At 50.3% G+C, this 14,084-nt stretch carries 12 protein-coding genes; 7 read left to right on the top strand and 5 right to left on the bottom strand.

The features are described 5' to 3' along the window. Nucleotides 1-1,833, top strand: a complete 1,833-nt coding sequence (locus tag R2K28_RS05605) for a hypothetical protein (protein WP_316368381.1) — start codon at nt 1-3, stop codon at nt 1,831-1,833. 38 nt (nt 1,834-1,871) lie between these two features. On the opposite strand, the gene R2K28_RS05600 is transcribed toward R2K28_RS05605, so the two are convergent. Beyond that, nucleotides 1,872-2,306: a tetratricopeptide repeat protein gene (locus R2K28_RS05600; protein ID WP_116448397.1), complete on the bottom strand. Its 435-nt coding sequence runs from the start codon at nt 2,304-2,306 to the stop codon at nt 1,872-1,874. Between the two features lie 204 nt (nt 2,307-2,510). Between R2K28_RS05600 and glcF the strand changes: the two genes are divergently transcribed. Both glcF and R2K28_RS05590 read left to right on the top strand, forming a co-directional pair. Next, entirely contained in the window at nt 2,511-3,743 is a 1,233-nt protein-coding gene (gene glcF, locus R2K28_RS05595; protein WP_316368380.1) for a glycolate oxidase subunit GlcF, read from the top strand. Between the two features lie 135 nt (nt 3,744-3,878). Next, nucleotides 3,879-5,834: a transglycosylase SLT domain-containing protein gene (locus tag R2K28_RS05590; protein ID WP_316368379.1), complete on the top strand. Its 1,956-nt coding sequence runs from the start codon at nt 3,879-3,881 to the stop codon at nt 5,832-5,834. Here R2K28_RS05590 and R2K28_RS05585 read toward each other — a convergent pair. Both R2K28_RS05585 and R2K28_RS05580 read right to left on the bottom strand, forming a co-directional pair. Continuing rightward, a complete protein-coding gene (locus R2K28_RS05585) occupies nt 5,823-8,237 on the bottom strand; it encodes a hypothetical protein (RefSeq protein ID WP_316368378.1) in 2,415 nt (804 codons plus the stop codon). The two genes, R2K28_RS05590 and R2K28_RS05585, sit on opposite strands and share 12 nt — an antisense overlap. A gap of 263 nt (nt 8,238-8,500) precedes the next feature. After that, nucleotides 8,501-8,950: an Rsd/AlgQ family anti-sigma factor gene (locus tag R2K28_RS05580; protein ID WP_116447802.1), complete on the bottom strand. Its 450-nt coding sequence runs from the start codon at nt 8,948-8,950 to the stop codon at nt 8,501-8,503. Nucleotides 8,951-9,270: 320 nt separating this feature from the next. Here R2K28_RS05580 and R2K28_RS05575 point away from each other — a divergent pair, with 320 nt between their 5' ends. Continuing rightward, a complete protein-coding gene (locus tag R2K28_RS05575; protein WP_316368377.1) occupies nt 9,271-9,819 on the top strand; it encodes a hypothetical protein in 549 nt (182 codons plus the stop codon). On the opposite strand, the gene R2K28_RS05570 is transcribed toward R2K28_RS05575, so the two are convergent. Continuing rightward, on the bottom strand, nt 9,808-10,623 hold the full coding sequence (locus R2K28_RS05570; RefSeq protein ID WP_316368376.1) for a sulfite exporter TauE/SafE family protein: 816 nt from the start codon (nt 10,621-10,623) through the stop codon (nt 9,808-9,810). The genes R2K28_RS05575 and R2K28_RS05570 overlap by 12 nt on opposite strands. 352 nt (nt 10,624-10,975) lie before the next feature. Between R2K28_RS05570 and R2K28_RS05565 the strand changes: the two genes are divergently transcribed. Together R2K28_RS05565 and R2K28_RS05560 are read left to right on the top strand one after the other, a co-directional pair. Next, the gene (locus R2K28_RS05565; RefSeq protein WP_316368375.1) at nt 10,976-11,431 is read left to right on the top strand and encodes a thioredoxin family protein; all 456 of its coding nucleotides are present in this window, start codon (nt 10,976-10,978) and stop codon (nt 11,429-11,431) included. 40 nt (nt 11,432-11,471) lie between these two features. Then, the gene (locus R2K28_RS05560) at nt 11,472-11,978 is read left to right on the top strand and encodes a thioredoxin family protein (protein WP_316368374.1); all 507 of its coding nucleotides are present in this window, start codon (nt 11,472-11,474) and stop codon (nt 11,976-11,978) included. Nucleotides 11,979-12,050: 72 nt separating this feature from the next. Here R2K28_RS05560 and R2K28_RS05555 read toward each other — a convergent pair whose 3' ends face one another. Next, complete coding sequence (locus tag R2K28_RS05555) at nt 12,051-13,256, bottom strand: class I SAM-dependent methyltransferase (RefSeq protein ID WP_316368373.1); 1,206 nt, start codon at nt 13,254-13,256, stop codon at nt 12,051-12,053. A 64-nt stretch (nt 13,257-13,320) separates the two neighbouring features. Here R2K28_RS05555 and R2K28_RS05550 point away from each other — a divergent pair, with 64 nt between their 5' ends. Continuing rightward, a complete protein-coding gene (locus R2K28_RS05550; RefSeq protein WP_316368372.1) occupies nt 13,321-14,076 on the top strand; it encodes a pteridine reductase in 756 nt (251 codons plus the stop codon). Nucleotides 14,077-14,084 lie beyond the last annotated feature (8 nt).

The following is a 14,084-nucleotide window of genomic DNA, read 5'->3' as shown; positions in this document are numbered from 1 at the left end:
ATGGCAACAACCAATCCAACAGGTTTGAGGGTCCCCGAGCAGAAGAGACCATCTGGGAATCCCATTTTTCTCGATGACAAGAAGCTTGCCAAATGGGCCAGTGAATTGCCGGTAGCCAATGTTGGTGAAACGGCACGCAAACTATTTCAGACCCTGCGGGAGTTCAACAGATCCCAGGTAGAGAGCAATCAGCGAATCCGCAGTACCGAGCAGCTAAGAGAGTCTTTGAGCTATGTCAGCGCAAACCTGAACAAGCACTATCTGGGGGTACGCTTTCCCTTGAGTGACAAGGCACACAAGATCGCCAACCTCAACCGGGAACTGCACAGTGGCATGGCGACCGCATATAAAGCCGCCATCATCGATCTGTTGATGGAGAGTAACGGCTCACCCAACCAGGATCAAATGACCCTGGCGATCCATCGCTGCATCAGCTATCTGTCGCGGGTGATCCTGCTCTCTGTAGTGGTCTATGATGCATACCCGAAGCGAACCTGGCATGATCTCCACATACTGCATCGCTTAGCCAGTCGCTATGCTCTCGGGTCATACACCATTGAAGACGATCTTGAACCCATCGCCACCCGATCAAGCATCGATGAAGTGTATCGCCGCTGTCTGCTGTTTTCCCTATCGTCCCCCTATAAGATGCGTCAAAAGGAGAATATTCAGATTTTCGATGCACTGCTCGAATGGAGTCGCTATACACTGATCTACACCTATGACGACGCGCCCGAAGACAATACCATCACAATTCGTCAGGATACCGACCTGGCTCCCAGCCATGAGTCCAGGATTGAGAATATCGATAGCAAATATCTGCTGATAATGGACGTATCCCCGCTGCTGACAGGTTTGCGGGATTTGTTTATCGATACTTCCGATAGCTCTATTTCCCTGTCAGGCGCCGATGATTTTAACAAGAGCTTGATACGTCAACTTATTATGCTCTGGTCCAAGGCTCAGAAAAGGGCCTTTGTCAGAACCAAACTTAATTTTGAACTACGCATCGCCGTCGGACTACGCTCCGTCTACAAATTGATCACCCTGGGAGATGAGCAGGAATCGACTGATGATCAAGCAAAAGATGATGGCACATGGATCGAAACCCAATTTGCTCACGGCAATGAACTTAAGGTCTCTGAGCATTTCTCTCTGATGCCTATGGACGTAGCGTCCTACAATCCTCGACGTGGAGATTTCGAGGAGTTCGGACCCAATTCAACCGATTTCAGCAGCTTTGAAACACCTCCCGAAAGTGGTATCAAGATTTGGGAAGATCAGGATAAAAGCCAGTTGGACAGCGCTACGAACCTATTTCACACCATCAACGAAAGTGCTGGCGGATACTGTCTGGATTGGCGAGGCAAAAAGATACCAAAGATACAGGTGGGTGAGCTGATCGGTGTACAATCCGCCATGTCAGCCTCTCAGTTCGGTGTCGGGATAGTAAGATGGATGCGCAGTTCCGATAACGATTCCATGAAAGTCGGTATCCAGATGATTGCCCCCAATGCACTCGCTATTATCGCAGCGGGCGATGAACAGAAAGCCCACAACAAAGAAGAGTGCCTGCTACTCCCTGAGGTAGGTACATCTGGTCAACCAACCAGCTTTATCTGTTCAGCACAAACCTTCGAGTTGGGCAAGGTACTGTTGATAAACGACGGCGAAAACAGTCAAGAGATCAAGCTAACCAGATTATTGGAATCAAGTGGCTCGATATCCCAGTATCAATTCATCTACCTGGATGATAGTTCAACTGAGGACGAAAACGAAAATGAGGACGACAACGACTCAGACTTTGAGAGTTTGTGGTCAACCCTGACATAAGTTTTATTGTTGAGAAAGAGTTCAGTGCAAAGACTTTTTTAAAAACCGGCTTTCTGATACCAATGTTTTGCTTGATCCAGATCCTTCTCCACGCCACGACCCTCTTCATACATCATGGCTAGGGTAGTTTGAGAGCCGGCCAATCCCTGCTCTGCCGCTTTTTTGAACCAATCGAAAGCCTTACTCGGGTTCTGCTCAATGCACTCCCCTTCGAGATACATAAAGCCGAGGCCGTGCTGAGCCATCGGATGACCCGCTTCAGCCGCCGCTTTCATGAATTTATAAGCCATTAACTCATTCACAACCATGCCAAGACCGCCTTGGGCCATGATCGCCATCCGATATTGTGCCTCAGCATGGCCTTCCTCAGCCAACGGGGATAGAAGCGTGGCGGCTCGGGAGAAGTTTTTTCCTTCAAATGCGGCTATACCGCTACTCAGATCAAACTCCATCTCGTTCATAGAATCACTCATTGGCTTTGTCTCGTCTTGGTTACCCTGGAAATCATCACTATTTGGATGAGAAAACCTTGGATTATCACACTTTGATACTCAATCGAATTAAAATTTTATATCATTCACAGAACAATTAACTCCCTTTAGGATCTCATGGGATATGTTGGATTTCCTGCAGAACCTCATCACAATACACAAAATCCCAAATTAATGTAGTGTGCCATGCAGACCCAGATCAGCCATCAGATACTGTCCACGGAATCGGGACGCGAAGCGGAATCAATTCTGCGCAACTGTGTACATTGCGGATTCTGCACTGCCACCTGCCCGACCTACCAGATACTGAGTGACGAATTAGACAGCCCACGGGGCCGAATCTACCAGATAAAACAACTGCTTGAGGGTGCACAAGCCTCCTCCAGTGTACAACAACACCTCGACCGCTGCCTGCTTTGCCGTAGTTGTGAAACCACTTGTCCATCAGGTGTTGAGTATGGCCGCCTATTGGAGATCGGGCGCAGCCATCTGGTGGATCACTATCACAGACCATTGGGGGAGAGATTAAAGCGCTGGCTGTTACGCAAGCTGATACCGAACAAAACCTATTTCGCTGCTTTGTTGCGGGTTGGCCAGGCGCTGAAACCCCTGCTTCCGCTAAAACTTGGCCATAACATCCCATCCAGAAACAAGATGCCTGCTGCTGCCTGGCCAACAGGGGACCACCCACGAAAAATGTTGATCCTGGATGGGTGTGTACAACCATCTCTGGCGCCATCAATCAATCTCGCGACAGCGCAGGTATTGGATCGTGTGGGTATCAGCCTCATTCGCACTCCATCGGCGGGTTGCTGTGGCGCTGTTGAGCACCACCTCGATGATGCGGCTGCAGCTAAAAATACCGCCCGGCGCAATATCGACCATTGGTGGCCTCATCTTCAGGCGGGTGCCGAGGCCCTAATCGTCACCGCTAGCGGGTGTGCTCAGATGATCAAAGATTATGGCCACTTGCTGGCAGACGATCCAGAATATGCTGAAGCGGCACAACAGCTGGCGGCACATACTCTTGATATCGCTGAAGTTATCGATAGAGAGGAGCTGGAACCGCTGAAAAGATCCGTTAACAAGCAAACCAGAATCGCCTTTCACTCCTCCTGTACCCTGCAACACGGCCAAGGCCTGGCAGGCTGCGTCGAAGGCATCCTGGATCGCCTGGGTTATCAGCTAACCCTGGTGCAGGACCCCCATCTCTGCTGTGGATCGGCAGGCACTTACTCCCTGTTGCAACCCGGGCTTGCTGATGAATTAGGCCGGCGTAAGAGTCAGTCACTAACGGCGGATCGACCCGATATCATTGCCACAGCCAACATCGGCTGTCTAACCCATCTACAAAAACACTCGACCCTTCCTGTTATCCATTGGATTGAACTTTTAAACAGCGACAATTTTACACCTTAAGATGATGCTGAAATCCATCCCATAAATGCCGAGTAACTGCTACTATTTTGCTAGAGTCCATTAACAGACAGCCCCAATAACAAGTTAGACATAATCAGTTATCTCAATAATATGTGTTTACGGTCCTATAGCCTCTTGATCATATTCTGGTATAGCGGCATCTCCCTGGCAGGTGCTACCGCTATTCAACAGGATGAATCCCAGCTACGACAACAAAGAACTCTTTTTATCGCTGCTGAAGAGGCACTGAAAAAACAGGAGATGCCAACCTATTTACAGCTTAGGGAGAAACTTCTCGACTATCCGCTACTCCCCTATCTTGACTATCAGGAAACCCTGGCGACACTCGAAGAGCAATCTATTCAAAGCATTACCAATAGACTCAAATGGCTGCAGGGTACACCACTCACGCACAAGTTGAGGAGACACTGGCTGGCACTGTTGGCGAAAGAGGAACTATGGGCCAGTTATCTCGAATTTTCCCGCGAGGGGGGCAATACAGAACAGCAATGCAACCGCCTGCAGGCAATGATAGAGACAGGTAACGAGAATGAGGCATTTAGAGCCGTTGAGCCAATCTGGCTGACTGGTCGTTCGCAACCAAGGGCTTGCGACCCTGTCTTCAAGGCCTGGAAAGCCGCCGGGAATCTCACTACAGCGCTGGTTTGGAAACGAATCAATCTGGCCATGTCCGCAGGTCAAACACGCCTTGCCCGCTATCTCAAACGCCATCTCGCAGCGTCAGATGCAGACATGGTTGATCGCTGGTTGAAACTCTATCACCACCCGGCGCAGGTGGTGACACTGCTCAAAAATAACCATTCGATGCGCGACGAGATGGTCACCCAAGCGATCCGCAGGCTAGCCTGGAGAGACCTTGACGCCGCCTTCATCGCATGGGAGAAATTCCATAATCAGGCCATTTTTTCCGACTACCAACAACGCAAAATAGTCTATGCCTTGGCAAGCCGGCTGGCGCGAGACCCGGATAAAAAGATAAACCAACGGCTCATTACACTGCTCCCCAGCCACCTACATCTGGATACGAAACTATCGGAAAAGCGGCTCCAGGCGGCTCTCCAGGAAAACGACTGGCAGTGGGCATTACAGACTATTGAAGCCCTATCCCCGGAGGAGCAAAAACAGGAGCAGTGGCGTTACTGGCACTCCCGGGCACTCATTGAACTGGGTCGAAAGCTGGAGGGTAGGAAACTGTTACAGACTCTCGCAAAGGAGCGCAGCTATTATGGTTTCCTGGCTGCGCAGCGTCTTGGCGATAAACCAAACCTGGCTCATATGGCGTTGCAGGCTGATCAACAGCTTGTGGAAACATTGGCAAAGCGCCCCGGACTCAAACGTGCCCTTGAACTGATAAAGCTGGATCGCCCCCTGCTGGCTCGCCAGGAGTGGAATCTCGCACTTGTAGGCGCCGGGCAGGAGGAACTTAAAGCGGCCGCACGTCTTGCCCAACAATGGGAATGGCCATCTCAAAGTATCTTGACCCTCGCCCGCTTGCGGCAATGGAATGACCTGGAATTGAGATTCCCGCTGGCCCACAAACAAGCAATCACCGATCAGGCCAAGGATCACGGTATCGATATTGCCTGGATATACGCCATCCTACGCCAGGAGAGCGCCTTCATGAGCGATGCCAAGTCATCTGCGGGTGCTCGTGGGCTGATGCAATTGATGCCGAAAACAGCAAAACAGGTTGCGAAAGAACTGAAACAGTCACCCGTCAAGCTCGATGATCTCTATCAACCAGAGGTGAATATCAAACTGGGCGCAGGCTATCTGAATAAGGTCTACCGCCAACTGCAAGAGAGTCCTGTGCTTGCCACAGCAGCCTATAATGCAGGTCCGCATAGAGTACGCAGCTGGCTACCCGAGCAGTCTCAAGCGAGCGATATCTGGATAGAGACCATACCCTTCAGAGAGACCAGAGAGTATCTCAAACGTGTGCTTGCCTATACCGTGATCTACAGCTACCGTTTAGGCGATTTGCCGATAACCCTTCCAGTCGAGTGGTTGAGGCCCATCAAGGCGCCTAAACCAGTACTTAATAATAAAGGATCTGCATCAGACGTCTGATTCAAGAGACAGGGGTGATTCCCCCTCTACATCATCGGTTTGCTTTTTACGCGAACCCCGGGAATGCAGTTTATCCTTAACCCGTCCGATCAGATTCGTATCAGTGATGATCTCATAGAAGTAGTCTTCTAAATTATCTTTGTTTTCCACAACCCTACCTGCATTCCAAATCTTTATTGCACCCTGGCGCACAACCAACCAATGAGAACTTCCCCGCCGGTCGACAAATCGTCCGGCATGATAGTAGTGTGACTCCCCGGAACGGCTATGAATCTTCAACTTGTGCAACACCATTTCGGTCTTAAGTTTTAAGAATGCGGCCTCGGTCAACTCGATACCATTGATGTTGAACCGAAGACGATTGGGAGTCTTTACGTTGCTATTCTGGTTAGATTCCTGCAAGACCTCTACGCGATGACGCTTACTTCTTCGCCAACTCGTGTCATGACGCAATTCCGCAGAGCAAGAAGAGAGCCTGTCTGCCTCGTTGATAGCAGGAGAGATCATGATCTTCTGTTGCTCATCATAGAGATATGCAGGCGTATCATTTGTGAAGGCGATGCCTAGCCCAAGCTCCAACTTTGGTAGGTTATGTGCTCTATTTTGACTATTTTGTGCCTCCATGACCGAAAGGATTTTACGTGCCAGGCCACAGGCGTTAGCTACCGTCAATGCCTGAGTCATGGCACCGCCTGTCTCCATGACTGTCAGGATCAGTGCATCACCTTCCACAAACACCTTTTGTGCACCAAAACGTTCCAATAATTTTGTGATCGGTCCGAAAAAGTTCATGCTGAAATGGGTTGCAGGATTGAGCTTTTTCTCCATCAATTGACGGGTAATCTCAGTGGATCCTCTGATATCAGCCTTCAATATGACATGTGCCTTGACCTGCTCCTGGCTGTCAGGGTCACGACCAAGGCGGAATTCGTAAAGACTGCCATTGTCACGGGAAAGTTTGACACTCTCAGCATCCTGTAAAACCCGTAACCGGCTCATCTGCTGGTAGGTGTAATAGGCCAACTTGAGGTCACGTCGAAATATAAGGAAATCCTTCACGTAGCGAATCGCATAGTCCTGCAGTTTATTCGCCGGCATGCGACGGATGTAACTTAGCACAACATCCAATGCCTTGAGCGCCTCATTCCCCTTATCGGGCATGGACGCCAGACGTTTTACCAGAGCCCGACGGGGTAGATCACCGCAAAGAAAACGATAGATATCTTTGATCGACACCTGTTCATTCAGCTGTCGATAGAGCCTTGGTGTGCGATAGGCGGCAATGGCACGTGACACCAAGCCGGCTCTATCAAGCCTTTTCAATAGCTGCGACTGAAGCTCTCTGCGGTAATTATCGCAATCAGGATTTTTCCAAGATGACTTATGATCGACATTCTTGGAACGTGAAAACCAACCACCACTCTCTTCAGAAGGACGCTGCAATAAGAGGTCAATATTTCTGGGTACATCCATCCAGCAGACTTTGATCTGTTTGAATTCCGATTCTGATAGACTCCTCTCCAATATTCGCTGTCCATCAAGAAATTCTGAAAATCCACTATGCAGTTCACGGTTACGTATCTGGAAACCATGACCATCTGCCACACCATCGCCATGCATATCATGTCTAACCGGTACCTGTGCCCAACTAGGAAGATAGTCACCATAGGTACTGGTAACAATCCTATTGGTGATATCGAAGTGGTCGTCATGATCTCGATCCACACACAACAGGGGATAGTGATTCATGATGTACTCTTCACTGGAAAGGTTGGGCAGATGCAGCAAGGGGTTGAACAGAAGCTGCTTGGAGAGGGACCAGGAACTTCCCACCACAGATTTTCTCAGCTTACGCAACTCCTTCGACTCTAGGCGCTGCACTATCTTGAAGAGTCTGCGCAGGGTGAGATAGCGAATACCCGGCTCCAGTCGCGCCAAGGTTACGATCCGCTCATGCAGTTCCAAGGCACGTCCACTGCTTGAGCCGATCGGCAGATTACCATCCTGGTCGAGTTTATTGCGTAACTCTGCAACCACTGCAACTGGTGATTCCAGCAACAGTTTCAGGATCACCAAGTGAAGCAATTGCAAAAGATCCTTAACCGCTGCATCTTGGTGAACTTGCTCCAGGGCACCTTGCATCATGCTCCGATAGATCGACTTGAAGTTCTCCACATCGCTTCCCGAAGGCGGGGCATCAATTTGTACCCAACCATGCTTGGTTAACTCTTCATAGACGATCTTTTTGACGAAATTGGACAGGGTGGAGCGAAACTGATGACTTAATGCGACATCGATGTGATGGTTATCTATACCTATCTGGAAAAGATCCAGCTGACAATCTGGCGCGGCGCCGTTTCGTAGCGGCGCCAGGAACTCTCCAACATCTGGTTGAATATGCAATAGTCTGCTGACCTTTGTAACCATATAAAGTGACCATCAACATAGTGACCATCAGCGTCGTCACCTTCTCCAAACTGTAATAAGGTTCCGGTTTAAACTACTGATTGATTTGCAAAAAGTCGTTTGTAACTCAGGATGTTACACTATTTGAGTCTAGATGATGATCTGACACAGTTAAACTATTTAGGGTAATCCCCGATCACAAAGATCAAGATTTGTGATCGAATTAAAAGAAATTAGGACAGAATTGAGAAATAACCCGCCTACCTGTCCAACATGGCGGATAGCAGTTGATCTTCCAGTTCGATACGTACTGCCAACTCCTCACCAAGTTGGGAGAGATCTTCCGCCAAATGATCTAACACCAGCTGATGATCGGAAAGATCATATTTATCATTGAAATTCACCGCCACTTCGCTCGCTTTGACAAATTCAGGGTAGATTTTTTCCGCTACCTTGATGACACCGCTACGACGCTCACTGCCATTGCTGATTCGCCCGAAAACCTCGAAATGACCAAAAGCCGTGTAATCCACCAGTACTTGACAGAATGATTGAAGCTGCTCGTCCAGTGATGTAGAACGGTGATAGGGCTCGAGCCCCGCAACCTCACAGAACAGAACCAGCATCTCTTGCCTTTCAGTCATCAGCTTATCAATCAGATCTCGTGTGACTGTTCTACGCTCCTCGCCGCTCCCACCTTGAGAACTCATCAGGACCCTCCTGCAAACCTTACTTCTAATTATCGATCGATATGACGATCGGGACTTTACCTGACAAATTCTATAGCTCCACGAAGCAAATGTCATTTAACACCGGATTAAATCGAGAAGAGTCGGAAAATACACCCTTATTCGGCTATTATTAGCAATCACCACGCCCCCAATTAACTGGCGCATATTGGAACTTGCCTATCATGCATCGAATTAGACGCAGCACCTTCAGTCCATGGATTTGGCTGATTCCACTGTTTTGTATTATGCAACTGGAGGTTCACGCTTTAACATCTCCATCCAATATCATGAGTAAGGCCATGATTGCCATGATGGACACCATGGGCGAACTTGCACATCGATTCAAAGGCGATACGGATTGGGATTTTGAAATAAACTCATCCCCATCCAGCCGCTGGTACGGTTCACCCCGGAGCGCACCAGGCAGAGGATATCCGGGATATATGCCACCGCAACAGGGGCTCTACTCCCCCTATACCTACTACCCGCCTGGATATGACGGTCCGCCAATGCAAGGCCCTCCTCCAGGACCCCCAAATCCAAATAGCTATAAATCTGTCGTAGACGGCATTTGGATCGGCCGGGGCGGTGAAATCGTCTTGGTCATGTATGGCCATTTCCGGATCTATGCCAATGCGGAAGTCTATCGTGATGGCCGCTACCATATCCAGGGCAACAAGCTACTCATGTTCGACCCGGAAACAGAGTTGGTCCAGGAGTATGACTATCTACTCGACAATGGCAAAATGATAATGCGCAGTGAATCAGGGGCCTACCTATATTTCAAACAACTGCCGATACCGATACCCCCCTACACCCTGATCCGCGGCATAAACTCACCCAAGTAGCAATTTCGTACCAACCAAGATCAAAAACAACGCAAATACAACCTTCAATTCCCGCTCGGGAAGTCGATGCGCCAATGCCGCACCGGCAGGTGCGAACAGGCTGCTGGTGATGATTATAATGAGTACCACCGGCCAATAGACATAGCCACTGCTGAAGGGGGGTAAACCCTCGACTCCCCAGCCAACCACAACAAAGCTGATTGCCCCCGATAAGGCAATCGGAAGACCGCATGCGCAGGATGTTGCGACCGCCCGTTTCATTTCGACACCAGTGGCATGCAGGAAAGGCACGGTCATGGAGCCACCACCGATTCCCACAATGGCGGATATGCCGCCAATCAGCGTGGCAACCGATAGCATAATCCAAGTGGTCACATGCAACCTGCTGCCTCGAGCCTTCCCCCTGCGAAACATACGCAGACCGACGATAATGGCGAACATCCCAAACAGGGTTTGGAGTAGATCGCCACTCAACATCCCGGCAACGATACTGCCTAGCCAGGCACCGATGAGCAGGCCTGGCGTCAGTTTCCAGAAATCGCGCCAGTCCACGGCGCCCCGCTTATGGTGCGCGCGCGTCGAAGAGATAGAGGTAATCACGATTGTGGCCAAAGATGACCCCACTGCAATGTGGGCGACATGGGCTGGTGAGACATCAATCAATGGCAATCCCCAAATCAGGGCAGGCACAATCACCAACCCTCCACCGACGCCAAACAGACCGGCCACCAGGCCAACCAGGGAGCCCAGTAACAAAAACAGTAACAATGATTCAGGCGTGATCGCTAAAAACAGAGAATTCATGGGGTAGAAAAAGGCATTACTTCAGATCTGGGAGTGTACACCAGGAGAGGGATTTGCATCCAAACTTGTCCGAAAACCGGGACTTTTGTTCGCTACATTGACCCTGAGCATGCCTGCATACATCTCTTTTTGGATAGGCAAGTATATGTATTAATTGAAAATTATTCCGCAGGAAGAGGTCACCCCTGGGTTTCATGGGGCTGCCCGCTGAGAGGTTGAACATATCTGAGATCAGGCTCACAAAAACTGCATTGCGCTGAGTTAAAGCAAGCCAATCGGTGCTGAGAATCCATTGCTATATTAGAAATATTTGATATACTACTACGCATCATCTGACAAGCAGTAACAATTGATGATTAAGCAGTACCTTTTTGTAGCACTTTTTCTCTTTATCGGCATAAGTTCAGCCGATCCCTCATTGACAACCCATGACTGGGCCGATCTCTCTGACATGGCTCGTGAGAGACACTCGCCAATCCTGGTAGTATTTAATGCTGATACCTGCAGCTACTGTCAACGGCTGAAACAAGAAGTGATTGAACCACTTGCCCAAAATAGCGATAAAACCCAGCCCCTGATCCGTGAATTTGATATCCATTCGAGTGGCAAGATCATCGATTTCAACGGCGACTCCATCCGTAGCCGGCAGTTTAAGAAACGTTACAATATCTATGCCGTTCCTACCCTGATGATTCTCGATCCGGATGGAAAGCCCCTGACAGATCCTATTGTGGGGTATAATTCTCAGGATGAATACCTGGAGTTGCTGCGAACATCCTTGGTCGCCTCATTCCAGGCCCTTGAATAAGCGAGCCAATGGATTTGCTCCAATTCCGGGAGCCAGACCCATGCTATCGCCTCAACATCGGGCTGCGCACCTGAAACAACTTGTCAAAATCCTAACCCTCTGCCTCTTCTTCGGCACTTTGGCCCATGCCGATATGGGCAAACTGGTCCCGCTCGAAGATATTCAGCAACTGAGCAGACAATCCAAACAGAACCAGATACCAATCCTGTTAATGGTCTCCCAATACCATTGCAGCTATTGCGATCGGATGAAAGAGGAGATTCTAGAGCCCATGCAGTTGGACCTGGAGTATCAGCAACGGGTACTGATCAGGGAGCTTTCCATCGATCCTGGGGAAACAGTCACCACCTTACAAGGGAAACGGGAGGAGGCGGTGGATTTCGCCAGCCAATACAATGTCTCGGTGACGCCCACACTGCTGTTTCTGGATGCCGAAGGCAGAGAGGCAGCTGAGCGCATTATCGGTATCAACACCGTGGACTTTCTGATTCTCTACATTGATGATGCAATCAAACAAGCCACAACCAGGATGCAATCGGCAGATTGAACCGCTTTCCAACCGATAACTATACATTGCCAGATATTCAGCAGACGATACCCCCAACCTGATCCTGGATCTTTACAGACGCTCGCAAAAGTCCCGTAGACTGAAACCCTGCAGATTGATGTCGAGCTCCTTGAGTAGCCCCAGGACCTTAAAGCGCTCTCCCATCTCTGATGGTAGCGTCAGACGTTTGACCCCCTGAACCAGAGACATGTGTCGACTCAGATCATTGGGGTCCGATTCGGCCAAGCGACTATCCAGGCCATTCGCAATGAGAAAATGGGCCTGGGTGGTATAACCACCCAACCTGAATCCCGACTCCACCGCAGCCCGGGCGAGGGCGGTGAAATCCACATGGCTGGTAATGTCCTGTAACCCGACCCGACTAAATGGATCACTATGCGCGCGATGGTGATAGTGGCACATCAATGTGCCCCGGTTACGCTGAGGATGATAGTACTCAGCATGGCTGTAACCGTAATCGATCAGGATCGCGGCGCCTTGATCCATTGCCGAGGCCAGGGCCGATATCCAGGCGGTCTGACGCAGATTGATTTCAGAAACATAACCCGTAGAGAGTTCGACACTCTCTTGACAAATCTCCTCAACCGTAGACTCGAGACCTTGGGTGACAGGCGTGTCAAAACGCTCCTTCAATCCATCACCATCACAGATAACGAAGCTCTCTTCGATGCCTCCCTCAGTGATGCGGAACCGACTCACCGGCATCGCATCCAATAGTTCGTTGGCGATTACCACACCGCGAAAGCCACTTGGCATCGTATCCAGCCATTTCACCCGAGTGAGCAGATGCGGTGCACGGCTTTCCAGGGTCTCCAGCTGGCGCGCCCTGAGTTCGGGGCTGACCTCTAATATCTGGTAGCATCGGGGTAGTCTGTCCAGCCTTTCCAACTCCACCAGCAGGTCAGCTGCAAGCAGTCCGGAGCCGGCACCAAACTCCAATAGGTCACCGGCTGTAACTTGCGTCAATATGGGTGCTATCTGATGGGCAAGGCATTGAGCAAATAGCGGGGAGACCTCCGGGGCGGTGATAAAATCACCCTGTTCACCGAATTTACGGCTACCTGCCACATAGTAACCAAGCCCCGGTGCGTAGAGCGCCATCTGCATAAAGCGATCGAAGGGAATGGCACCGTTTGCCTTCTCGATGGTGCGTCTTATCTGCCGCATCAGTCTTTCACTGATGGCCTGGGAGGTGGCATCCGGCAGTGGCAGGGGCCTGCCTGGCGGCACTGATTTTTCGCTGAGACAGTCGGGCATATATATTTTGAAACCTTGATGAATCCGTTAGAGTAGACGCGACATTCAACCATGGAGTTCCTATATGACGCAAAACCGGAACGATCTAACTGGTAAGTGTGTACTGATCACCGGTGCCGCACATAGAATCGGTGCCGCTATTGCCCGACAGTTGCACGCTGAAGGGATGAACATTCTACTCCACTATCGCCACTCCAAGGAGGCGGCTGAGCAGGTAAAGCGTGAACTGGAGAAGAAGCGTGCTCAGTCTGTGTGGTTGTTGCAGGCGGATCTGCATCAAGCGGAAAGCTATGCTTACCTGATCAGCCAAGCCGAAACCCTATATCAGCGTCTCGACCTGTTGGTGAACAATGCCTCGAGTTTTTACCCGACCCCGCTCGATCAAGCGACACCAGAAGATTGGGAGGACCTCATCGGCAGCAACCTCAAAGCGCCCTTTTTTCTCTCCCAGGCAGCAGCACCGCTGCTCTACCGGAGTAAAGGCTGTATCATCAACCTGGTGGACATCCATGCCCGGCGACCGCTCAAGGGTCATCCCATCTACTCTGTCGCCAAAGCGGGCAACGCCATGCTGGTAAAATCCCTGGCGCGTGAGTTGGGGCCTGAAATCCGCGTCAATGGCGTTGCACCAGGGGCCATACTCTGGCCGGAACAGGGCCTGGCCGAGCAGGTACAAGCGGAAATAGTGGAGCGAACCGCATTGAAAAGGGCGGGCACACCGGAGGACATAGCCAATACTCTGCTGTTCCTCTATCGTGATGCCCCTTACATTACCGGCCAGATTATCGCAGTCGATGGTGGCAGAACGTTGCAGCAGTGAATCTATGC

The organism is Candidatus Thiodiazotropha sp. CDECU1 (assembly GCF_963455295.1).
GTDB lineage: Bacteria > Pseudomonadota > Gammaproteobacteria > Chromatiales > Chromatiaceae > Thiodiazotropha.
Note: the sequence above shows the minus strand (reverse complement) of the source record. Positions and strands in the feature narration are given on the sequence as shown.